The organism is Bizionia gelidisalsuginis (assembly GCF_008086185.1).
In the GTDB taxonomy this organism is placed as follows: Bacteria; Bacteroidota; Bacteroidia; order Flavobacteriales; family Flavobacteriaceae; genus Bizionia; species Bizionia saleffrena.
In genome coordinates, this window is sequence record NZ_VSKN01000004.1 from 156,880 (window position 1) to 179,798 (window position 22,919).

Here is a 22,919-nt window from a genome sequence, read left to right on the forward strand (position 1 = left end):
ATGCTTTTTAATTCACTCGATTTTGCGATTTTTTTTCTAATAGTTTTTATTTTGTATTGGTTAGTAGCTTCAAAAATCACTTTAAGAAATCTTTTTATAATTATAGTCAGCTATCTGTTTTACGGTTGGTGGGATTGGAGATTTTTATTATTAATAGCCTTCAGTTCTTTAGTAGATTTTGTTATTGGTCAATATATTTTTAAAACCGAAGATAAAAAGAAGCGAAAGAGCTTATTGGGTATTGGCTTATTAGTAAACCTAGGCTTTTTAGCATATTTTAAATATGCTAACTTTTTTATTGATTCGTTTATTCAAAGCTTTAGTCTTTTTGGAAAAGAATTAGAGCCCACTACTCTAAACATAATTTTGCCAGTTGGCATAAGTTTTTACACATTTCAAACGCTTAGCTATACCATTGATATTTATAGAAAGCAACTAGAACCTACTAAAAATGCCTTAGCTTTTTTTGCGTTTGTATCTTTCTTTCCTCAGCTGGTAGCAGGACCAATTGAAAGGGCGATATAAAGATTATAAGATATCGTTGAGCTTTTTAAGTGATGAAGTTTCAAAACAATTTAAAGAAGGGAGTTTTGATAAGGTTCTTTCTATTAGTGATGATCAAAAAGTTTATATCGATAAAATTATAAAATTATCCAAAAAACATAATTTTGAGCTATTATTTCTAACTTTACCGATGTATAACACATATTATAATAGCAAAATTGATGATTTTAATAATATTAATAAGTATTTAAATCAATTATCTATTAGTAATAAAAATGTTAGATTTTTAGACATGAATAATCATCAAATGATTTACAGTAATGATTACATAAAAAATGAAAATTTAGGCTTTAATCAGCATTTAAATTATAAAGGACAAATAGTTGCCTCTAATATTCTTGCAAACTATGTAAATATAAATTATTCATTAAAAACAGACTCTGTTATGACGGTAAAAACAGTTGAGGATTTGATTTATAACCTCAACCTCAATGTAGACAACGCTAATCTCAAAGGAGGAATAAATATAATTAATAATAAAAAATTTAAGAGTAAAAAAGAAATTACGGTTTCGATTAACTCAGAATTAGAAATTAAAGGTTGGTTGTTTAATACAGATTTTCCATTTACAAAAGAGTCCAAGAAACATATAATATTAAAAAAAGATGATGATTTTATTTACTTTAGTGTGGACGGCCAGGTATATAATAGAGAGTCTGTTGGCAACGAAAAAAAGTTTGGTTTATCTGCTAAGAATTCAAACTTTACATTCATTATGCCAGCGAGATTGTTAGAAAAAGGAGCATATTCTGTTTTTTTGGTTTTAGAAACTGGATCAGGTGAGTTTATTATGAAGAATTCAGGTAAAAATATTAAAATTGAATAAACTAAAGTGGTACTATAATCGGTTAAAACTTATGGGTATAAAAGAAATTTTATACTTTAGGATACCTCAATTAATGCAAACTCATATTAAAGGGCGTTTTCAAGAAATAGAGGTGCCAAGAAAGCTATCCTTAAACTTAAGCTTTAAAGCGGTAAAATATAACGTAAACGATTTAAACGATTGTTTTAAAGAGACAGCATTCTCAACTCAATTTAATGTTTTTACGCAGGCAGTAGATGTCTTTAAACTTACGAACTGGAGAGAAGATGTTTTAAATAAGATAACGTCTCCTAAAAATTACTATGGTAATATAAAGCGTCAAGATTTTGAAACTAATGGAGATGTTAAGTTTGTTGCGGAGTTGTCTCGTTTTGAGTTCTTACCTTTTATAGCCTTTAAAGCAGTTTCAGACGTCTCTGTAAAAGAAGACTATTTATATAATATAGAACAAATAGTTACAAAATGGAATAAGCAGAATCCATTTTTAAACTCGATACACTGGACCTCTGGAATAGAGGTTGGTATACGTAGTGTGAATTTGGTGTATACACATATTATTTTAAAACAATTTAATAGCTTAAGTAATGCACTTGAAACTGAAATTACAAGCCAGCTTCATTTTAATTATTTGTATTTAAAGAATCATTTGTCTTTGTACTCCTCTGCTAATAATCATTTAATGGCTGAGTTAATGGGGCTTAATGTAATAGCATCATATTTTCAAGTAAACAAAAAAGAAACGGCTAAATGGAAAGCCTTGTTTTTTAAGCAAGTAGATCGGCAAGTAAATCCAGATGGCGTGCATATGGAGTTATGCACACGCTATCATGCAGAGGTAACAGATCAAATTATAATTAGTATTGAGTTTTTAAAACAAGCAGGGAATAGTATCCCAAAAGAGATTTTAGAAAAATCAAAAAGCTTATTTAATTTTACAGAACACGTTGAGTACTATAATATCGAGACCGTATTTGGGGATGACGACGGAGGCTATGTCGTAAATCCTTATTTTGATAATAAATTTTCACTATATAATTCTCAATTAGGTTCTAGTAATTACTTGTTTAATACAGATTATAAAACAATTCGAAATGTCGATTTTAGAAATTACCTAATATTTGGAAGGCAGTTTGTAAATACACTAGGCAATAAGAAACAAGAGGATATACTATTTGAGTCTTCTGGTTATAGTTTTATGTACGATCATAATACTAAAACAAAGCTTTCGTTTGATTGTGGCATTATGGGAGATCATATTTCTGCTGCTCATGGTCATTCTGATGTTTTTCATTTTAATTTAAGTGTTAATGATATTCCTTTTCTAATAGACTCAGGAACGTATCAATACCATACCAAATATTTGTCTTGGAGAGATTACTTTAGAAGCGTAAAAGCGCACAATACTATTTCGGTTAACAATAAAAATCATGCCGTTAATAATGGGCGTATGAGTTGGATTGATTGCCCTGAAACAAGAGTGATGGATAACTCTTTTTCAGAAGCTTTTTCTTTTTGTGAAGCCCAAACAAATGCCTTTTTAAGGGACGGAGTCATGCACTCTAGAAGAATTGAATTTAATAAAATTAAAAAAGAAATTATAGTCACAGATAACTTTGCATCTAACGATAATGATAGTAAAGCAATTCAATTTTATTTGCATTTTCACCCAGATGTCAATGTAGACTTAAAAAAAGAGACTGTAATACTTAAGTCAAGAAACACTTCGGTAAAAATAATCAACAAGGAATTTAAGAAAGCTAGATTACTAAAAGGAGATAAAGAAATGCCACTAGGTTGGTGTTCTAATAACTTTAATAAAAAACAAAGTACAACATCTTTGTTTTTTACCTATCAATTTATAAATGAGTTACATTTGCAAACAACTTTAATATATAACGATTAAATCAGTATACGGTAGATGCATAAAAATGAAGAACTTTTTTTACGTTTCCTTTTAATTGGTTTTTCTTCAACATTACCTTTAATTGAACATGTAAATACTTGGTTTATAATAGCTATAGCTATTTTCTCAATTTTTATAGCCGCTAAATATAAACTAAAATTTTTTTCAAAATCTAACATAGTCTTACTTTTAATTTCATCAGGACTCTTTTTAATAAAACTTGTTGGAATAAGTTATGCTTCAGATCTCGACAAGGGAATAAATGAGACAGTAAGGGCATTGCCTCTTTTAGCATTGCCTTTTTCGTTTTTAGTTTTAAGCGTTATATATAGAGGTAAAGTAGCTTTTCTAGTATTCAACTCTTTGGTTATGGGGTGCCTTATTGCAGTTACTATCTGCTGGTATAATGCTATTACAGCAGTTTTAATGAATAATGAGCCTATTTCAAATTTATTAGGATGGAAAAGGAGTAACGAATATTTAACTAGGATAATAGATATTCATCCTCCTTATTTAGGTTTTTTACTCTTAACGAGTATTTTGTTTTTATTTAAGGAATATGTTTATCGAAAAACAAATAAACGAATTAAATATCTTGCTATTTTCCTTATTTCGTTGTTTACCGTATTTACATTTCATCTTGTTGCGAGAAACACAATTATAACGTTGTTCATATTTTTTGCGGGTTTTTTATTATATAGCAGAAATTGGAAGTACTTAATATTACCTTTATTGTTTGTTGTTCCTTTTTCTGGTTTTGTTCTAAATCAAGAAAGTGATTATTTGAAGAGGAAATATTTTAAGATGTTAAATCTTAATAATGATGAAATTGGCGACAAACGGATATCTAGACTAGACGCTTCTTGGGAAGTGTTTTTGAATAACCCAATTGTTGGTCCGGGCATAGGTAATGACGATTTATTAAGGCAAGAGCAGTATAAAATTCATGGATATAAATTGGCGTATGAAAAGAAGTTAAATGCTCATAATCAATTTTTCGAATACTTAAGCACATTTGGTGTTTTGGGACTCATCATTTTTTTATTCGTTTTATATTTTTTTATTAAAACAAGTTTAGAAAATAAGAATTATTTTATGCTAGCTTTGCTAATGCTATTTTTAATGGCTTGTATGACAGAGAGTGTTTTAGAAAGAGAACTCGGAATTAAATATTTTAGCTTAATACTGGGTTTAATAATATATGATTTAAAAAGTAAAATTACGTGAACTTAATTTATTTATTAGGAGCAGGGCGAAGTGGTACAACCTTAATAGCAACAGTTTTAAATAGCAATGCTAGTATTACTACCATAGGAGAAATGCATCAATTTTATGAGTATTTAGAGGATGATAAAAAATGTTCTTGTGAAAAACCTTTAAACAAATGCAAGTTTTGGTGTGAAACATATACGTGTTTAGATTTAAAACCGGTTGAAATTTCACATAATAGAAAACTTGTTAAAATAAAGGAGGGGCATCGAAATATACCTGCATTACTTTTCAAAAAGAAAGAAGATCAAGAGTACTTAAATACCCAAACTCCAATTTTTGAGTGTTTAAAAAAGAATACAGAAACTCCTTGGTTATTAGATTCTTCTAAGTATGTTGCACGCTATTTGCTATTAAAAAGATCAAAAAAAATTAAAATTAAAGGTATTTATGTAATCAGGGATGTACGTGGTGTTATTAATTCTTTTGGTAAACAAGTGCAAACGACTAAGTCACCAATTGCTACTATTATATATTATACTTTAATAAATTTATTTGCACAATTAGTCTGTTGGCTAGACAAAGATGTAATTAAATTAAAATATGAAGATTTCGTTGACAATCCAGAAAAAGCTTTAGATTATATTTTAAAAAACACAATTAATGAAGAGGCATCGGTACAACTAGATAATGAATTCGATATGCCCCATATTATTGGAGGTAACCGGATGAAATCCAATAAACAAATTATAATTAAAAAAGATTTGAATTGGAAAAAAACAATACCGAGGAATAAACAATTATTGTACTATTTCTTAACTTTTCCATTAATGATATTGAATAAATATAAAGCTTAGAAGATGAATATTTTTGTAACTTTAGATTATGAGTTGTTTTTCGGGAATTCGGGAACTCCTGAGAAATGTATTATAGAACCTACAAATAAGTTAATTGAAATAGCAAATAAATATAATTTTAAGTGTGTGTTTTTTGTTGATTCAGGTTATTTGATAAAGTTAAAAGAATTCAAAGAAAAACATCCTAATTTGGAAAAAGATTTTAATTTGGTTAGTAATCAAATAAAAGAACTTTCTGATAACGGGCATGACATACAGTTGCATATCCATCCACACTGGGAAGATACTACATATGATGAAAACGGTTGGAATTTTGACCTCAAGAGATATAGATTAGATGCCTTTTCAGAGAGCGGGATTTTAGATATTTTTTTCAGGTACAAAAATATTTTAGAAGAAATTATAAGTAAGAAAATAAATACGTATAGAGCAGGTGGTTGGTGTATTCAACCATTTGAAAAGCTTAAAAACGCATTTATAGAATGTGATTTAAAAATTGATAGTACAGTGTTTTATAACGGTAAAAATACGACACAAACACAGTGGTTTGATTTTGAGAGTGCCAAAGATTTAGACCATTGGAGATTTTCTAATGACCCTTGTGTTGAGGATGAAAAAGGACCTTTTTTAGAAATCCCTATAGCTAGCACAAAAGTGTTTCCATTGTTTTTTTGGAAATTTGCAGTTATAAAAAAAATAGGTTTAGAAAAACATAAACCTTACGGAGATGGAAGCGCTTCACCTACCTCAAATCTACAGATAAAGAGATTGTTAACAAAACCCTCTCACTCAGTAGTATCAATGGATGGTTATAAAGCATCTTTATTAAATAAAGCTTATAAAATGTACTCTAAAGATAACAAGCAAAACTTCGTTATTATTGGTCACCCAAAAGCTTTTACTAATTTTTCCCTAAATAAATTTGATCTATTTATGAGAGATAAATTGAGAAGAAACAATGCTGTTAAAATATTTAGTGAGTTTTAGAAATTAGTAAATGAGATTAAGCTGTATTAAATATCTGCATTCCAATTTTGCTGTGTTATCACTGCTTCTATTATTCATCACAGAGGCTTTTTTTAAAATTGTTTTATTCTCTACAGGAGAGACACCAGGGATATTGCAAGTCACTAAAGGAGTTTTATTATTAGGTGTAGGTCTTTATCTTTTAATACAGCAGCCTAAGTCACTAAGGCTATTAGGACTGCTTTGCTTAACTTTTGTCTTGGGACAATTTGCCTTAGATAGCGGTGCTTATAAAGAGGCCGTAATTGCTTTTTCTAAATTAGTATACCCTGTTATTCTGTTACTATTTTTCAATAGTTACACACTCTCCATAAAACAAAGAGAAAAGTTATTTGTGATTTTTGAATATATTATGCTTTGCAATGCGTTATTCGTTTTTAGCGGTTTACTTTTCGATATTAAAATTTTTAATACGTATTTAGGTTCTCGATTTGGTTTTAACGGTTTGTTTGTTACTTCAGCTACGAGCTCTTATGTGTATAGCCTTACATTAATTTACTTAATAGCGAAGTATAAGGCTACTGTGTTTAAAAAGATTCCCAATTTAATTATTATCGGTTCGATGTTTTGTTTAGGGACGAAAGTGGGGTATCTATTTTTGGGCTGTTTTTTGGGCGTTTACATTTGGAAATATACTAGAATAAATAATAAGATAATCGCAGCTGGTGTCATTGTTTTAGGAGCGCTTACAGCTTATGTGTTTTTCTTTAAGTTCGGTATTTTTAACGAGATCCGCCTGAAAGATGGATTAGTTTCATCGGTAATGTCCTATAGAAACGAATTATTAATTGAACGGACTATACCTTACATTCAGGAACACTGGACGACGTTTAATTATATGTTTGGGGGAGTCTCAGACTTAGCCACAAAATCTCAAATTGAATTTATAGATATTTTTTATTTTTTCGGAAGTATAGGAGGTTTATTATATTATTACGTGTTTTTTAAAGCCTTTCTGGTCGTTAAACTTGAAATTTATAATGCTGTATTACTCTCGGTATTGTTCATTATCGTACTTTTGGCTGGTAATTTTTTCAGTTATCCTTCAATAGCTATATATTTAGTTGTTTTAAGAGAATACCTCAAGTACAATGAACAAAATCAACATACTTAATACGCACATTCACAATGTATCAATGCAAGAAACCTTGGCTATTGTAGACCATACTATAAGCAAAGGTGAGCAGCTACATCACGTCGTGGTTAATGCGGGGAAAATTGTAGCGATGCAATCCGATTTGCAATTACGCCAAAGCGTTAATGAAAGCGATTTAATTAATGCCGATGGGCAAGCTGTTGTGTGGGCTTCAAAAATACTAGGGAAACCGTTAAAAGAACGCGTAGCGGGTATTGATCTTATGGTTAACTTAGTTGCATTAGCACATCAAAAAAAGTATAAAGTGTTTTTCTTCGGTGCAAAAGAGGCCGTTGTTAAAGCGGTAGTAGATAACTATTCTAAAACCTATTCTCCAGATATTATTGCGGGCTATAGAAATGGGTATTTTAAAAAGGAAGAGGAGCAAGATATTGCTAGAGAAATAGCGAATAGCGGTGCTAATATGTTATTTGTAGCTATTAGCTCACCAACCAAGGAGAATTTTTTATACGACAATAAGGCATTGCTAAAAAACGTGAACTTTATTATGGGCGTTGGTGGCAGTTTTGATGTCGTTTCTGGTAAGGTGAAACGCGCACCAGAATGGATGCAAAATTCTGGTTTGGAATGGTTTTACAGATTCTCTCAAGAGCCACAAAGAATGTGGAAACGCTATTTAGTAGGAAATAGCAAGTTTATTGGTTTGGTGCTTAACGAGAAACGGAAAATTAAATAATTTTTTCGGAAGATTTTGAGTATTTTTACTTTGAGGGGTTATAGTAATGAGACGTCGAAAACATTTTAAAATCGATTTGCAGTGTTAAAATAATCTTAATTTTATGAATAGTTTATTATCTTTGTCTCGCTAAAGGCGTTAATCTGAGTTAAATCGTTATAAAATAAGTCCCTTAACCAAAATCTTAGCATATAATACAATACGTTTTTTTTGTTAAAAATGGTCCACGAACGTTTTAGAGCGTATATATAACGTGGGGCTAAAACGTACTGCGTTTTAACTCGGTTAAAATTAGTGCTATAGCATTTACGCTCAACTTAAAAATAGAGATTTTATAACTACTAATCCTAAAAATGGGACTTTATAATCCCCAACGAATAAGTGAAGTACAGACAGCATCGATTTTCAGGATTAATTAAGCCGCTAGCATGTAGTATTGATATTGCAATTATAATAGGGACTATCTTTTTGTTTCCGCTTAGTATTACAAATCTTTATATCTTTATTCTATATAGTGTTTTTTTCTGGTTATTAATTGCTCTAAAAACCGGATTTTATAATATTCAAAGACATACTCGATTGTTTCGCCTAACACGTCTGGTATGCATACAGATGGGCTTTTACGCCGTAATACTATACGCTTTTATTGGTTTTTTTAAACAGCCGGAGATTAGTCGTTCTTATTTAGCGTTGTACTTTCTAACTTGCTTCGGTTTAGTGTTCGCTTTTAAAATTACAACCTATCTACTCTTATTAAAATACCGTGCTATTTTTAAAGGTAACATTCGCTATGTCGTTGTTATTGGTAAGAATAGTAAAATGAATCAACTTTTAAAAATCTTTAAGGAGCAATCGGATTTTGGATACGAAGTAAGTAAACAATTTAATACGCGATCTGAAGCGTTTTCTCTAGAATCGTGTTTCAGCTATATTTTAGAACATAAAATTGATAAAATTTACTTTTCAGTATCAGAATTAACGAACAATCAGATTAATAAATTAATTAATTTTGCGGACAATAATTTAAGAGAACTCAAATTTATTCCTGATAATAAAGAAGTGTTTTCAAAAAAATTGAAATACGAGTACTACGATTTCATTCCGGTGTTATCATTACGCGAAATTCCTTTAGATGAACCCTTGAATTTAATTATTAAACGTGTTTTCGATATTATTTTTTCAACTTTAGTTATTGTGTTTTTATTATCGTGGTTAACACCAATCATTGCTATTCTAATTAAATTAGAGTCTAAAGGGCCTGTATTTTTTAAACAATCTAGAAGTGGGTTTAGTCACTCCCATTTTGGTTGTTATAAGTTCCGTTCTATGACGGTAAATAAGAATGCCAATGTTGAACAAGCCATAAAAAATGATGTGCGAATTACTAAAGTGGGTAAGTTTATTCGAAAAACGAGTATAGACGAGTTGCCCCAGTTTTTTAATGTATTTCTCGGCCATATGTCTGTTGCAGGCCCAAGACCGCACATGATAAGCCATACCAATATGTACTCTAAAAAAGTGGATAAGTTTATGGTGCGCCATCTGGTGAAACCGGGAATTACAGGGCTGGCACAAGTAAGTGGGTTTAGAGGGGAAATAGAAACGGATAAAGACATTATTAATCGGGTACGTTTCGATATTTTTTATGTCGAAAACTGGTCGTTGTTAATGGATATAAAAATTATACTACAGACCGCCATTAACGCGATTCGAGGAGAAGAAAAGGCGTATTAAAATACAGTTTATAGTCTATTGTTAAAATGCCAAACGAACTACAATCGTACAAACACATTAAAAGAGTCGCTGATGTATTTAGTGCTACCCTATTGTTGGTTATTTTATGGTGGTGTATTGTAGTACTCATTATAATAGCGAGTATAGACACCAAATCTTATGGTGTTTTTAAACAAACCCGAGTAGGACGTTTTAAATTGAAATTTACCATCTTTAAAATTAAAACGGTACAAAATAACGGAGAAATCTCTAAGATTGGTGCGTTTTTAAGACGCTCGAAATTAGACGAGCTGCCGCAACTATTAAATATAATTATTGGAGAGATGAGCTGTGTAGGGCCGCGACCTGATGTTCCTGGTTTTGCTGATGAGTTAATAGGCGAAGAAGAAATTATTCTTAATGTTCGCCCAGGAATTACTGGGCCCGCAACAGTCTATTTTAGAAACGAAGAAGCGCTTTTAGCAAAACAACAAGATCCAAGGCAGTATAACGCGACGGTAATCTGGCCTAAAAAAATCGAATTAAATATAAAATATGTACACGAGCTCAGTTTTAGAAAAGATATATATTACCTTGTAAACACCTTTTTTAAGCTATGATTTCTAAAATTTGGCTCTCCGCTCCCCATTTAGGCACCTCCGAAGAACAGTATGTAAAACAAGCCTTTACGGATAACTGGATAGCGCCAGTGGGGCCGCAGCTTTCTGAGTTCGAATCAGCGATAGACGTGTATTTAAATGCTTCAAGCTTTTCAACGGCGCTCTCTTCGGGGACGGCGGCAATTCACCTAGCCTTAAAATTATTAGACGTAACGATTGGCGATGAGGTAATTTGCCAAAGTTTCACTTTTTGTGCGACGGCGAATCCCATAACGTATCTAGGGGCAATCCCCGTTTTTATTGATAGCGAACCAGGGACTTGGAATATGTGTCCGGTGGTTTTAGAAGCTGCAATTAAAGACAGAATCCAACAAAACAAAAAACCGAAAGCGATTATATTTGTGGATCTCTATGGAATGCCAGCCAAAATAGAAGCCCTTTTGAAAGTCGCCTCAGCTTACGATATACCTGTAATTGAAGATGCCGCCGAAGCACTGGGATCAACTTATAAAAAGCGGAAATGTGGCACTTTTGGCCAGTTTTCAATCTTTTCATTTAATGGGAATAAAATTATAACCACGTCCGGCGGTGGCGCCTTGGTAAGTCGTACTAAAGCACTCCAAGAGCGCACGCTTTTCTATGCGACGCAAGCGAAAGAACCGGCAGCGCATTACGAGCATCAGCATATTGGTTTTAATTACCGACTCAGTAATGTGTGTGCTGCCATAGGAAAAGGGCAAATGGAGGTATTAGAGACGCGTATAGCACAACGGCAGGCCAATCATCGGTTTTACCAAGAATTCTTCAGCGGAAGCAAAGATATCAGTGTATTCACATCTCCCGATCAAAAATATCAGTCTAATTATTGGTTAAGCTGCATTCTAATCAACTCATCCGCTAGTTTTAGTCCTACAGCTCTTATAGATCATTTAGCAAAACACTCTATTGAAGCGCGACTACTATGGAAACCGTTACATTTACAGCCTGTTTTTAAAACAAACGCCTATTACGGCGGTTCCGTTTGCGAAGACTTGTTTAATCGCGGTGTTTGTTTACCTTCGGGATCAAATTTAACCCCAAGCGACCGATTACGCATCGCAGAAGTGTTATCTGAATTTCTAAAAAGGAAATAAAGCTATGTTTGAAAACAAATGTGTTTTAATTACCGGTGCGGCAGGAACGATTGGGTGGGCACTAACACATTTTATTTTACCGTTTCAGCCCAAAAAAATTATTCTGTTAGATACCGCCGAAACACCCCTTTTTAATTTAGAGCACGCTATAAATAGTGTGGTTCCTGAATCTACAACAATCCAATGTGTTCTTGGAAGTATTACCAATGTAGCGCTTATCAATAAACTATTAAGCGAAAACACGATCGATTTTTTGTTGCATACGGCAGCCTATAAACACGTTCCAACCATCGAAAAACAGCCTATTGAAGGGATTCAAGTCAATAGTTTAGGCACAAAACTACTAGCGGATGCCGCTCTAAAAAACGGCGTAAAACAGTTTGTTTTTATGTCTACAGATAAAGCGGTAAATCCATCGAGTGTCATGGGGGCCACTAAACTATTAGCCGAAAAATATATTAAAATACTAAGCGAATCGCATCCGGAGGCCACGCGCTTTATAACCGTGCGCTTCGGTAATATTATAGACTCAAATGGGTCTGTGATTCCGTTGTTTAAAGCGCAGTTAAAAGAGAACAAACCTTTAACGATTACCCATAAAAAGGCAACACGGTATTTAATTAGTGTTTCTAAAGTAGTGTCGCTGTTGGCCGAATGCTTAACATTCGCAAAAACGGGTGAGATATTGGTATTCGAAATGGGCAAACCGCAATCTATTTACGATATTGCGACAACAACTATTCAAGAATCAGGCTATAACATTCAAGATATTCAAATAGAAACCATTGGTTTGCGACCAGGGGAAAAGTTACACGAGGAATTAGTCTCTGGAAATACTAATTTAGAACCGACAAGACATCGCGATATCTTTGTGGTTAACGAACCGAACACAGTACCCTTATCAGAAATAAATAGGGCGTTTCAAAACCTTCAAAAGGCAGTAGAAACGTATGATGCTTTGGCCGCAGTAAAAGCGCTAAAAAGAACATTAAAAACCTATAAAAGCAAAAATTCGGAGTACGAAGCTTTAGATTAAACATATTGTAAGAATATAATACGCGGTTAAGCGGTTTCTTTTATATTTGCTATTACTGAAATCTAGCAGTTATACTATACGATTGATAGACCATCGTATGTCCGTTGGCAGAAGCGTAAGAGTTCGGAATAATAAGACAGTAAACAAATGAAAATAGCAGTAATAGGTACAGGATACGTAGGGTTAGTTACCGGAACATGTTTAGCAGAAACTGGTAACGACGTGCTGTGTATAGATATAGACGAAAACAAAGTAAAAAAAATGCAACAGGGTGAGGTGCCTATTTACGAGCCGCATCTTGATGTTTTATTCGAAAGAAATATAAAAGCCAACCGTTTAAAATTTTCTACGCGTTTAGAGGAAGGATTAGCACACGGTGATATTATTTTTCTAGCTTTACCAACCCCTGAAGATGAAGATGGTTCGGCCGATTTACAATATATTTTAGGCGTTGCCGATAACATCGGGAAAAGTATTAAAGACTATAAAGTCATTGTCGATAAAAGTACCGTGCCTGTAGGAACGTCCGACAAAGTGAAAGCAGCTATTGCAAAACACGCAACGGTAGATTTCGATGTGGTGTCGAACCCTGAGTTTCTAAGAGAAGGTTTTGCAGTAGACGATTTCCTTAAACCAGAACGTATCGTGATAGGAGCGCGTAGTGAGCGCGCTATTGCTTTAATGGAAAAATTATACAAACCGTATGTACGCTCTGGAAACCCGATTATTATTATGGATGAAAAATCGGCGGAATTAACAAAATACGCGTCTAATGCGTTTCTAGCAGCAAAAATTACGTTTATGAACGAGATTGCTAACTTTTGCGAAAAAGTAGGCGCCGATGTCGATAAAGTGAGAATAGGAATGGGAACCGACTCAAGAATCGGGAAACGGTTTTTATTTCCTGGCATTGGTTATGGAGGGTCTTGCTTTCCTAAAGATGTAAAAGCATTATATAAATCCGGAATAGATAATAATTACGATTTTAAAATATTAGACGCCGTTTTGGAGGTGAATAAAAAACAAAAAGTGGTGCTTATTCCTAAAATTGAGAACTATTTTAAGGGCGATCTCAAAGGAAAAAATATTGCGGTGTGGGGCTTAGCCTTTAAACCTGAAACCGACGATATTCGCGAAGCACCAGCGTTAGATGTTATAGAAAGCTTACTAAATTTAGGGTGTAATATTACCGCTTTCGATCCGGAGGCAATGGAGAACGTACAACGCAAATTAGGAGATAAAATAACCTATGCCGACGGTATGTACGACGCTTTAGAGAATGCCGATGCTTTGGTAATTTGTACCGAGTGGAGCATTTTTAGAACGCCTAATTTCGAAAGAATGAAAGCAAAAATGAAAGGCCACGTTATTTTCGACGGAAGAAATCTTTACGATGTTCCAGATGTTGAAAACGAAAATATAACCTACATTTCAATAGGAAGATAATGCAAGAGAAAACAGTTTTAATTACAGGGGCAGCAGGCTTTTTAGGATCACATTTATGCGATCGCTTTATCGCCGAAGGATACGCTGTTATTGGTATGGATAATTTTATTACAGGCGATAAAAAAAACATCGCACACGTGTTAGACCATCCCCAGTTTCAGTTTATAAAACACGATGTTACCGAGTATATTAAAATTGAACGAGATGTCGATTACATTTTACATTTTGCGTCGCCTGCAAGTCCTATCGATTATTTAAAAATCCCTATTCAAACCCTAAAAGTGGGCTCGCTAGGGACTCATAATTTATTAGGTTTAGCGAAAGCAAAAGCGGCGAGAATATTGATAGCGTCAACTTCCGAGGTGTATGGAGATCCGCTAGTGCACCCGCAACCAGAAACGTATTACGGTAACGTAAACACGATCGGCCCGCGTGGGGTGTACGACGAAGCTAAGCGTTTTCAAGAGTCGATAACAATGGCCTACCATAGGTTTCACGGATTAGAAACGAGAATCGTTCGTATTTTTAATACGTATGGACCGAGAATGCGACTTAACGATGGGCGTGTCATTCCCGCATTTATGGGGCAAGCACTGCGTGGTGAAGATTTAACCATCTTTGGCGACGGACTGCAAACGCGATCGTTTTGTTATGTAGATGACCAAATCGAAGGTATTTACAGATTGCTGTTAAGCGATTATTCATACCCCGTAAATATTGGGAATCCGCACGAAATTACTATTAAAGATTTTGCTGAAGAGATTATAAAACTAACCGAAACCACTCAGAAAATAATTTATAAAGAATTACCTGTCGACGATCCACTACAGCGCCAACCCGATATTACGTTAGCCAAAGAATTACTCGACTGGGAACCTACAGTCTCACGAACTCAAGGAATGGAAACGACCTTTAACTATTTTAAAAGTTTAAATAAAAACGAATGGTATAAAAGTGAACACAAAGACTTTTCGAGTTTTAATAGTAAGTAATTTATGGAATTTAAGCGCGGAAGATATTCATGGCTTTTAAGACCGTTTCTTATTATTTTCGACATCTCTGTTGTTAATGGTCTTGCCTTTTATTATTTCAATTTTAAAGCAAACGATCTTACGCGGTTTAGTGCCGAATATTCCGAAAATATAACTCTGATTTTCATAATCTATGCGGCTATTTTCTGGATATTTTCTTCGACTATTTTAAAATTTTATCGCGTTTTTAGGTACACGTCTGTTATTACAGTGCTGTCACTAATTATTAAGCAATTCTTAGTGTTTAGTATTATCATATTCGCTTTTGTCGGTTTATTTAGAAGTGTTAAGCTACCGGCCTCCAAAATATTCGAGTATATTGTTTTTGCCTTTTCAATTATTGGTGCGGTAAAACTATTAAGTTATTACGGATTAAAAACGGTGCGAACGTATCTTAAAGGGAACTTGCGTCGTGTCGTTATTGTAGGGAATAACGAGAGTGCCCAAGAATTAAAAGCGCTGTTTAGAAGCCAAAAGCAATTAGGATATAAAGTATTAGCGACGTTTAGTGATACGTATATTAAATCCAACACCGGAAGTATTGCCGATAGTTTTCCCTATTTAGAGAGAAATATGGGAGTAGATGAGGTGTATTGCGCTATCGACGACCTAACAGAAAAACAAGTGAATTATTTTGTAAAAATTGCGAATATCAATCACAGTAATATAAAATTTGTTCCCAATACTAAAAAGCTGTTTTCAAAGCGATTAAAAACGGACTTTTATAATTATTTACCCGTGCTTTCTATAGAAGAAGTGGCCCTGAATAGAGATTTTAATCAGCTTATAAAACGGGCGTTCGATGTTATCTTCTCATTATTTATTATTGTTTTTGTACTGTCTTGGGTAACCGCTATCCTGTTTCTTGTCATTAAATTAGAATCGAAAGGGCCTTTGTTTTATAAACACAAACGCAATGGTAAAAACTACGAAGAATTTACGTGTTACAAGTTTAGATCGTTAAGAACGACCACCGAAATAAAAGGAACCTATGTTACCGAAAATGACAATCGGGTGACCAGAATCGGAAAGTTTTTACGTAAAACGAGTATCGACGAGCTACCACAATTTTTAAATGTTATTAAAAACGAGATGTCGGTGGTGGGGCCAAGACCGCACATGCCATCTTATACTGAAGACTACTCAAAAAAAATTGATAAATTCAATTTTATTTTTCGACACAATGTAAGACCTGGAATTACAGGGTTAGCACAAATTAAAGGGTACCGCGGGGAAATTAAAACCGACGAGGATATTATAAACCGAATTAAATACGATATCTTTTATATCGAAAATTGGTCATTGTTATTAGACATTAAAATTATTTTTCAAACAATAATTAATATGTTTAAAGGGCAAGACGAAGCTTATTAACTGACTATTTGAAAGCCTTAGTTTCTATTATTACGCCGCTTTATAATTCGGAGCTTTTTATTTCCGAAACGATAACGAGTGTCCTAAATCAAACCTATTCGCATTGGGAACTATTGTTAATCGACGATGGCTCTACCGATGCAACGTGTACTATTGTAAATAATTTCGTTGCTAAATACCCTAATATTTTCCTCTTAATAAATGATACAAATAGGGGAGCAGGGCATTCTCGAAATAGAGGTATTCAAGTGGCAAAAGGTGATTTTATAGCCTTTTTGGATGCAGACGACCTTTGGAAACCTGAAAAATTAGATAAACAAGTTTCGTTTTTAAACACGCAGGATACCGACATTTGTTTTAGTAGCTATGAACTTATTAACGAGGCCAGCCAGCCGCTTAACACTAAGGTGGAGGCCTTACCTATATTGAATTATGCCAAACTCTTAAAAAGCAACTATATTGGTAATCTCACCGGAATGTATAATGCCAAAACGTTGGGTAAAGTCTATATGCCACTTTTAAGAAAACGTCAAGATTGGGTACTGTGGTTAAATGCCCTAGAACGCTCCGGAAAACCAGCGCTAAGTATCAACGACGCGCTGGCGTATTACCGCCTACGAAAAGCATCTATTTCAGCAAGCAAGTGGCGTTTAATTAAGTATAATTATTGGGTGTATAAAAAAGGTTTAGGGTATTCTATACCCGCTTCCATTTTAAAAATGATAGTGTTTTTATACGAACATTTTTTAGTAAAATCTAAACAGAATAAAACAATCTAATAACACACGCCGTTTTCCTAATTTAAAACACTCCAATACGAATTACGCACACCAAGACTCGCGTTTTCAGCACTTCCTGTTGGGCTTAAAAGACAATAATTACCTTTTCAATTAGGTTGCTTTTTTTTATTGTTAAAAAAGTAACCATAGAAATCTAGGCTTACCAAGCGTCATCTAAACTTTTCATTCGACACCTAAATGTAGGAACTCGTTTATTATAATTTGGAGTATCTACCTTTGATATGACAGGTTTTATGAGTTTATAAATTTTATATTTGACTTCTTGTATAGAAGATTTTGTTTAATTAACGGCGCCACTAATTTATCAAGAATGCCATTCACTTTCAATTAAATAGAACTCTTAAGTTTCTCGATGTAATTTATTCATTACGTATAAACTTCAAAAAAACACGAAATCAAAACCATATACTTAAAAGTGTCATTAGCCAAAAGCTATTCACAAAAGAAAGGCATTCATAAAAAAACTATAAATAAGAAACAAACTGCTTCAACTTCCCACTTTTAGACCGATGCAACACCTGTTTTTGTTTGTAAACAAGGTGCAGTCCTGGTTCTAAATAGATGTCGAATGCGTGTTGAATCTCTCGTTTTTTATCCTCGGAAAGACTATTGGTACTCACATAGCTTATCTTAAACGTGTTTAATTCTAGCTGCTCGATAATAAACTCTTTTACTATCGAGGCGTCTTCAATAATCGTTTTGGTGATATAATAAAAGGTGAGTCCGGCGGCTGTTTTACCACTGGGTAGCCTTGCGATATCGCTCGTTCGACCTATAAGGGTTTCTAAAAGGGGTGTCTTTGTAGTACTGGATTTTGAAAGACGCCCCAAATCACCAAGGTCGTAACGAATAAAAGGATGCGCCTTGTTGTACAACGACGTGACTACAACACGACCTATTTCGCCGTAGGGCAACACTTTATTATCATCATCAATAATTTCAACGTATAAGTCCGCACTGTTTACGCGCCAGTGGTCATTAGCGTCTTGGAATGCTATCAATCCTAATTCGGCAGCGCCATATTCGTTAATTATGGGTACACCCAAATACTGTTCTAAAAGATGCTTGTCGTCTTCAAAAAGCATTTCGGAAGTGACAATACACGCTTTTAAAGTGGGACAAACGGATTGTAATATAATCTGTTCGCGTTTTAAATATTTAGCAAACTGTACGATGGCACTGGTGTAGCCATTAATATAATCGAACGGCGTATTCGAAAAGGTTTTTAGGTTGTTTTTAAATGTCGCATCGCTTAAATCAAAAACCGAAAACCGATAGCGATTACTGAGCGCGTCTTTTAACCGTTCTTTATAGTAGCCTTGAGTATCTAAAGGAATGCCATAAAAGCGCGCTTGTTTAGAGTGGTTGAGGTTGATATTAAAAACGTTATAGCGCTTTATAAACCCGGCCCACGTTAGGGCGTGACAGTAATTGTCTTTAGCAAAAATAAAAGGGGTACCAGACGAGCCCGACGTTTTATGAATATGGCAATTTCTTAAAGTAAACCCCTCAGATAAGCGCTGTTGCAACGGTTGTTGTACCTCTTTTTTTGTTAGAATAGGCAAAGAGTTCCAATCGGTAGTATTTATCCCTTCCGTTAAACCGCGATAAAAGGAATTGTGTTTTAAGTGATACGTTACAATCTTTTGACGTTGTTTTTCGATGTACAAAGGATATTCCGCGGAAGAGATCGCAGAAATGGCTTCAAAATCGGAGCACGCCTTAGTCATCGGGAAACCTTTAAAACGTAAAGAGAGGTTAAATAAATTCAAAAGAAAAACGGATAAATATGTTTTTGTAAAGTAAATAATTATTTTTGCGGAAACAACAACAACTATGAACATTTTAATTCTTGGTTCTGGCGGAAGAGAACACACAATTGCTTGGAAAATCGCACAAAGTGCAAAGTGTAAACATTTATTTGTAGCACCTGGAAATTCAGGGACTTCAGAAATTGCGACTAATGTGCCGCTTTCTGTTACCGATTTCGAGGCTATAAAAGACGTCGTCCTTAAAAACGATATTAAAATGGTGATTGTAGGGCCAGAAGATCCTTTGGTGTTAGGGGTTCATGATTTCTTTTTAGCGGACGCGCAACTCAAGAACGTGGCGGTTATTGGACCACAAAAAGCAGCCGCCGAATTAGAAGGGAGTAAAGAGTTTGCTAAAAAGTTTTTATTTAGACATAACATACCAACAGCCGCTTACCAGAGTTTTGATGCCACTACCGTTGAAGCGGGGTGCGACTTTTTAGAAACGCTTAAACCACCGTATGTTTTAAAAGCAGACGGGTTAGCAGCCGGAAAAGGTGTGCTTATTTTAAAGGATCTTGAAGAGGCTAAAACCGAACTAAAAGCAATGCTTGTAGATGCCAAATTTGGAACGGCAAGTACCAAAGTGGTTATTGAAGAGTTTTTAGACGGGATAGAATTAAGTTGTTTTGTGCTAACCGACGGTAAAAACTATAAGATTTTACCTACGGCGAAAGATTATAAACGTATTGGAGAAGGGGATACGGGATTAAACACTGGAGGAATGGGAGCCATTTCTCCAGTGCCATTTGCCGATAACGAGTTTATGTCTAAAATAAAGGAACGCGTGGTAATACCCACCATTAACGGACTCCAAAAAGACAACTTACCGTATAAAGGCTTTGTATTTATTGGTCTAATTAAAGTTGGAAATGATCCATTTGTAATAGAATATAATGTGCGCTTGGGAGACCCTGAGACCGAAGTGGTGTTACCGCGTTTAAAGAATGATTTAGTAGAGGTGTTTCAAGCAGTTGCGAGCCAAACGCTAAATGACATCACTATTGATATCGATGATAGAGCGGCAACAACAGTTATGTTGGTGTCTGGAGGGTATCCTGAAGCTTACGAAAAAGGAAAAGAAATAACAGGCTTAGAAAACATTGAAGGGTCTTTAGTGTTTCATGCGGGTGCAAATTTAAAAGAGGGTAAAGTGGTAACGTCTGGCGGACGTGTAATGGCAGTTACAAGCTTTGGAAAGACCTACCAAGAGGCCATAAAAAAATCTTACCAGAATATAGATAAACTACATTTTGATAAGATGAATTATCGTAAGGATATAGGTTTCGATTTATAAGAAACCTATCGCTTTAATTTATAAAAAGGAGTGAGAAGATACCGATTTATCTTCTTCGTTATTATCACTATGTTTTTTCAATTGAAGCATCCAGTATACGACCGCGACAGCAGCGATTACTATAAAGATCCAAGAAAATAAATTTGCGATCCACCAGTTCTCTAATTCTATTGTTGCTAAGGCATCAAATGGAACAAGCGCTACATTTACAAAAAAATCCTGAATGGCATAAAAAAAATCTTTCATCTGTCTTATATTTATAAGTACAAAAATACAAAAACTGCTTATGATTACAAGTTTTTTTAGTAAATCAAAACCAATTAATTTTTTAATTGTATTTCTTATATCTTTCATAGCCTTATTAACAGCTGTTTTTAAATACGAATCGGGGGCTTTTACGCTTGAGCGAATAGTAAAATTAGGCCTTGTTTTCGGGGTGTCTTACGTGTCCATTTTAGTCGTTGATTTTATAGTAACTAAGAATTCCTTAACCGGAAAAAGTAATTACGAAATACTCTTATATAGCTTGTTTTTGCTATTAGTACCCCAGGTTTTTACCAATCAAGAAGTATTATTTTCTAATCTTTTAATCCTGCTTGCAATACGCCGTATTGTAAGTATAAGAACCCAAAAAGAGGTAATTAAAAAATTGTTTGATGCCGGATTTTTGGTGGCCTTGGCAAGCTTAATTTATTTCTGGGCTGCACTGTTTTTTATCGTTATTCTTTTGGCATTATTCTTTTTTTCGGAGCAACGTTTAAAAAACTGGTTGGTACCTTTTGTGGGGTTTTCTGCGGTAATTGTAGTCGCTATTACAGCTTCCGTAGTGTTTAACGATACGCTTTATGGCTATTTAACCCTAGCGCCTCAAGTAGATTTTGATTTAAGTCATTACAATTCCATTCAATTTATGGTAGCAATCACCGTACTATTATCGTTTGGTTTATGGTCTTCTATCTTTTATTTGAAAGACTTAAATACGAAAACAGGAACCTTTAAACCAGCTTATAAAGTGGTGTTTGTAAGTTGTCTAGTAGCAGCGGCTATTTTAATTATTGCACCCAATAAAGACGGAAGCGAATTTGTATTTCTCTTTGCACCATTATCGGTGGTCATCACCAATTACATAGAAACCATCGCAGATAAATTGTTTAAAGATTTATTTGTTATTGTACTCTTTATAATTCCCTTTTTATTGTTAGTGTTGTAGTTTTTTACCGAAAGCCAAATCGCCAGCATCGCCCAAGCCAGGAACAATATAGCCGTTGTCGTCTAGGGCTGGATCTACTGCCGAAATCCATAAATGGGTATCGTCCGGAAAGTGTTCTGACACAAAATCAATGCCTTCTTGTGCGCCAATTACAGCGACCAAATGAATATGTTTAGGGGTTCCAAAAGGTTGTAAAGCTTCAAAAGTAGCGCGTAATGATTGCCCGGTAGCAATCATAGGATCGGCTAAAATTAAAGTTTTGCCTTCCAAATCTGGACACGCTAAATATTCGACTATAATTTCGAAAGATTCAGGGTCTTTTAAATGGTGTCTATACGCCGAAATAAAGGCGTTTTCTGCGGTATCAAAGTAATTTAATAAGCCATTATGAAGTGGTACTCCTGCCCTTAAAATGGAACACAACACAATGTCATTATCTATAAGTGGTATGGTCGATGCGCCCAAAGGGGTCGTAATGGTTTGATTGTTATATTGAAACGTTTTACTCATTTCGTAGCTTAAAATTTCGCCGATACGTTCAATATTTCTTCTAAAACGCATACTGTCTTTTTGAACGGTCACCTCTCGTAATTCTGAAATAAACGTGTTAAGGACAGAGTTTTGTAAAGCAATATTGTGAACAATCATAAAAAAAGGGTTTAAGAGAACGCAAAGTTAGGTATTTCTAATGATATAGACTTAATGCGAAAAATGTAAAAAGCCTTCAAAATTTTAGTTAATAGTGTTGTGCTATTTTGTCTGTTTTGAGCGCCGTCTAGTCCTCAATAGTATACCTTTTGAAGGTCAGGAGTGTGTGCGGACAGTTAATTGCGTAAGTGTTTAAAAAATTAATCATCTAAGGTTTGGTAAAACATTATTAAATTAAAAAAAAGTGTTTTACTGGCCTATCGGAAATCTATCGTAAAATTTGAAATGAATACGCCTTAAAATTTCAGACTGTTTGAGCAATCGATACAGAGGCGTCAGGCACTATTATACTGGCTGGGCTTTGATATTTAGTTGTACAATGAAAAATTTAGATAGCGGTTCGTAAGTCTAGATTTTTATGGTTACTTTTTTCAGCAATGGAAAAAAGTAATACTATAAATACTAAGAAAGTTATTAGGTATTAAAAGTTAAGCTATAGTGCGCTCGCACCTTCAAAAATATAAGAGATAAACAAAAGCTTTTGCTTTGACGCCTTTGCTAAGTAGTTCGCTATGATATTCTA

At 34.2% G+C, this 22,919-nt stretch carries 20 protein-coding genes and 1 pseudogene; 18 read left to right on the forward strand and 3 right to left on the reverse strand.

Going from position 1 to position 22,919, the window contains the following annotated elements; all coding sequences use genetic code 11:
- The 16 genes and pseudogenes from ES677_RS04755 to ES677_RS04830 form a co-directional block, all read left to right on the forward strand.
- Positions 1-519 (forward strand): annotated as a pseudogene (locus ES677_RS04755) (MBOAT family O-acyltransferase); the annotation flags it as partial.
- Positions 520-541: 22 nt separating this feature from the next.
- Positions 542-1,390 (forward strand): hypothetical protein, encoded by an 849-nt coding sequence (locus ES677_RS04760; RefSeq protein WP_148380585.1) that lies wholly within the window; start codon positions 542-544, stop codon positions 1,388-1,390.
- A gap of 31 nt (positions 1,391-1,421) precedes the next feature.
- A complete protein-coding gene (locus tag ES677_RS04765) occupies positions 1,422-3,293 on the forward strand; it encodes an alginate lyase family protein (protein ID WP_148380586.1) in 1,872 nt (623 codons plus the stop codon).
- A gap of 15 nt (positions 3,294-3,308) precedes the next feature.
- Positions 3,309-4,520: an O-antigen ligase family protein gene (locus tag ES677_RS04770; RefSeq protein ID WP_148380587.1), complete on the forward strand. Its 1,212-nt coding sequence runs from the start codon at positions 3,309-3,311 to the stop codon at positions 4,518-4,520.
- Positions 4,517-5,359: a sulfotransferase gene (locus ES677_RS04775; RefSeq protein WP_148380588.1), complete on the forward strand. Its 843-nt coding sequence runs from the start codon at positions 4,517-4,519 to the stop codon at positions 5,357-5,359. Before ES677_RS04770 ends, ES677_RS04775 begins: the two co-directional genes overlap by 4 nt.
- Before the next feature lie 3 nt (positions 5,360-5,362).
- Positions 5,363-6,346, forward strand: a complete 984-nt coding sequence (locus ES677_RS04780) for a polysaccharide deacetylase family protein (RefSeq protein ID WP_148380589.1) — start codon at positions 5,363-5,365, stop codon at positions 6,344-6,346.
- Between the two features lie 10 nt (positions 6,347-6,356).
- Complete coding sequence (locus ES677_RS04785) at positions 6,357-7,499, forward strand: hypothetical protein (RefSeq protein WP_148380590.1); 1,143 nt, start codon at positions 6,357-6,359, stop codon at positions 7,497-7,499.
- Positions 7,477-8,217: a WecB/TagA/CpsF family glycosyltransferase gene (locus ES677_RS04790; RefSeq protein WP_148380591.1), complete on the forward strand. Its 741-nt coding sequence runs from the start codon at positions 7,477-7,479 to the stop codon at positions 8,215-8,217. The genes ES677_RS04785 and ES677_RS04790 overlap by 23 nt, the downstream gene beginning before the upstream one ends.
- Before the next feature lie 381 nt (positions 8,218-8,598).
- The gene (locus tag ES677_RS04795; RefSeq protein WP_148369885.1) at positions 8,599-9,951 is read left to right on the forward strand and encodes an undecaprenyl-phosphate glucose phosphotransferase; all 1,353 of its coding nucleotides are present in this window, start codon (positions 8,599-8,601) and stop codon (positions 9,949-9,951) included.
- A gap of 26 nt (positions 9,952-9,977) precedes the next feature.
- The gene (locus ES677_RS04800) at positions 9,978-10,550 is read left to right on the forward strand and encodes a sugar transferase (RefSeq protein ID WP_148380592.1); all 573 of its coding nucleotides are present in this window, start codon (positions 9,978-9,980) and stop codon (positions 10,548-10,550) included.
- On the forward strand, positions 10,547-11,683 hold the full coding sequence (locus ES677_RS04805; protein ID WP_148380593.1) for a DegT/DnrJ/EryC1/StrS family aminotransferase: 1,137 nt from the start codon (positions 10,547-10,549) through the stop codon (positions 11,681-11,683). Before ES677_RS04800 ends, ES677_RS04805 begins: the two co-directional genes overlap by 4 nt.
- 4 nt (positions 11,684-11,687) lie before the next feature.
- A complete protein-coding gene (locus tag ES677_RS04810) occupies positions 11,688-12,719 on the forward strand; it encodes a polysaccharide biosynthesis protein (RefSeq protein ID WP_148380594.1) in 1,032 nt (343 codons plus the stop codon).
- A 147-nt stretch (positions 12,720-12,866) separates the two neighbouring features.
- Positions 12,867-14,165, forward strand: coding sequence for a UDP-glucose dehydrogenase family protein (locus ES677_RS04815; RefSeq protein ID WP_148369889.1), 1,299 nt, complete (start codon positions 12,867-12,869; stop codon positions 14,163-14,165).
- Positions 14,165-15,157, forward strand: coding sequence for a UDP-glucuronic acid decarboxylase family protein (locus ES677_RS04820; protein ID WP_148369890.1), 993 nt, complete (start codon positions 14,165-14,167; stop codon positions 15,155-15,157). Before ES677_RS04815 ends, ES677_RS04820 begins: the two co-directional genes overlap by 1 nt.
- Positions 15,158-15,160: 3 nt before the next feature.
- A complete protein-coding gene (locus ES677_RS04825) occupies positions 15,161-16,570 on the forward strand; it encodes an exopolysaccharide biosynthesis polyprenyl glycosylphosphotransferase (RefSeq protein WP_148380595.1) in 1,410 nt (469 codons plus the stop codon).
- An 8-nt stretch (positions 16,571-16,578) separates the two neighbouring features.
- Entirely contained in the window at positions 16,579-17,349 is a 771-nt protein-coding gene (locus tag ES677_RS04830; RefSeq protein ID WP_148369892.1) for a glycosyltransferase family 2 protein, read from the forward strand.
- Positions 17,350-17,834: 485 nt separating this feature from the next.
- Here ES677_RS04830 and ES677_RS04835 read toward each other — a convergent pair whose 3' ends face one another.
- Positions 17,835-19,142 carry a phenylacetate--CoA ligase family protein gene (locus tag ES677_RS04835; protein ID WP_148380596.1) on the reverse strand — a complete coding sequence of 436 codons (1,308 nt, stop codon included), beginning with the start codon at positions 19,140-19,142 and terminating at the stop codon, positions 17,835-17,837.
- 64 nt (positions 19,143-19,206) lie between these two features.
- Here ES677_RS04835 and purD point away from each other — a divergent pair, with 64 nt between their 5' ends.
- Positions 19,207-20,478: a phosphoribosylamine--glycine ligase gene (purD, locus tag ES677_RS04840; protein WP_148380597.1), complete on the forward strand. Its 1,272-nt coding sequence runs from the start codon at positions 19,207-19,209 to the stop codon at positions 20,476-20,478.
- An 18-nt stretch (positions 20,479-20,496) separates the two neighbouring features.
- Here the strand turns inward: purD and ES677_RS04845 are convergent, their stop codons facing one another.
- Positions 20,497-20,724 carry a DUF6341 family protein gene (locus ES677_RS04845; RefSeq protein ID WP_148369895.1) on the reverse strand — a complete coding sequence of 76 codons (228 nt, stop codon included), beginning with the start codon at positions 20,722-20,724 and terminating at the stop codon, positions 20,497-20,499.
- Positions 20,725-20,764: 40 nt separating this feature from the next.
- Between ES677_RS04845 and ES677_RS04850 the strand changes: the two genes are divergently transcribed.
- Positions 20,765-21,688 (forward strand): DUF6427 family protein, encoded by a 924-nt coding sequence (locus ES677_RS04850; protein ID WP_148369896.1) that lies wholly within the window; start codon positions 20,765-20,767, stop codon positions 21,686-21,688.
- Here ES677_RS04850 and upp read toward each other — a convergent pair.
- Positions 21,677-22,336, reverse strand: a complete 660-nt coding sequence (gene upp, locus ES677_RS04855) for a uracil phosphoribosyltransferase (RefSeq protein ID WP_148380598.1) — start codon at positions 22,334-22,336, stop codon at positions 21,677-21,679. The genes ES677_RS04850 and upp overlap by 12 nt on opposite strands.
- Between the last annotated feature and the right edge of the window lie 583 nt (positions 22,337-22,919).

Bases quoted from the DNA above. Each gene is read 5' to 3' on its own strand.
- ES677_RS04790 (WP_148380591.1), top strand. From the start codon at position 7,477: ATGAACAAAATCAACATACTTAATACGCACATTCACAATGTATCAATG.
- ES677_RS04815 (WP_148369889.1), top strand. From the start codon at position 12,867: ATGAAAATAGCAGTAATAGGTACAGGATACGTAGGGTTAGTTACCGGA.
- ES677_RS04765 (WP_148380586.1), top strand. From the start codon at position 1,422: ATGGGTATAAAAGAAATTTTATACTTTAGGATACCTCAATTAATGCAA.
- ES677_RS04785 (WP_148380590.1), top strand. From the start codon at position 6,357: ATGAGATTAAGCTGTATTAAATATCTGCATTCCAATTTTGCTGTGTTA.
- ES677_RS04825 (WP_148380595.1), top strand. From the start codon at position 15,161: ATGGAATTTAAGCGCGGAAGATATTCATGGCTTTTAAGACCGTTTCTT.
- ES677_RS04800 (WP_148380592.1), top strand. From the start codon at position 9,978: ATGCCAAACGAACTACAATCGTACAAACACATTAAAAGAGTCGCTGAT.
- ES677_RS04810 (WP_148380594.1), top strand. From the start codon at position 11,688: ATGTTTGAAAACAAATGTGTTTTAATTACCGGTGCGGCAGGAACGATT.
- ES677_RS04770 (WP_148380587.1), top strand. From the start codon at position 3,309: ATGCATAAAAATGAAGAACTTTTTTTACGTTTCCTTTTAATTGGTTTT.
- ES677_RS04780 (WP_148380589.1), top strand. From the start codon at position 5,363: ATGAATATTTTTGTAACTTTAGATTATGAGTTGTTTTTCGGGAATTCG.
- ES677_RS04845 (WP_148369895.1), bottom strand. From the start codon at position 20,724: ATGAAAGATTTTTTTTATGCCATTCAGGATTTTTTTGTAAATGTAGCG.
- ES677_RS04820 (WP_148369890.1), top strand. From the start codon at position 14,165: ATGCAAGAGAAAACAGTTTTAATTACAGGGGCAGCAGGCTTTTTAGGA.
- ES677_RS04805 (WP_148380593.1), top strand. From the start codon at position 10,547: ATGATTTCTAAAATTTGGCTCTCCGCTCCCCATTTAGGCACCTCCGAA.
- purD (WP_148380597.1), top strand. From the start codon at position 19,207: ATGAACATTTTAATTCTTGGTTCTGGCGGAAGAGAACACACAATTGCT.
- upp (WP_148380598.1), bottom strand. From the start codon at position 22,336: ATGATTGTTCACAATATTGCTTTACAAAACTCTGTCCTTAACACGTTT.
- ES677_RS04850 (WP_148369896.1), top strand. From the start codon at position 20,765: ATGATTACAAGTTTTTTTAGTAAATCAAAACCAATTAATTTTTTAATT.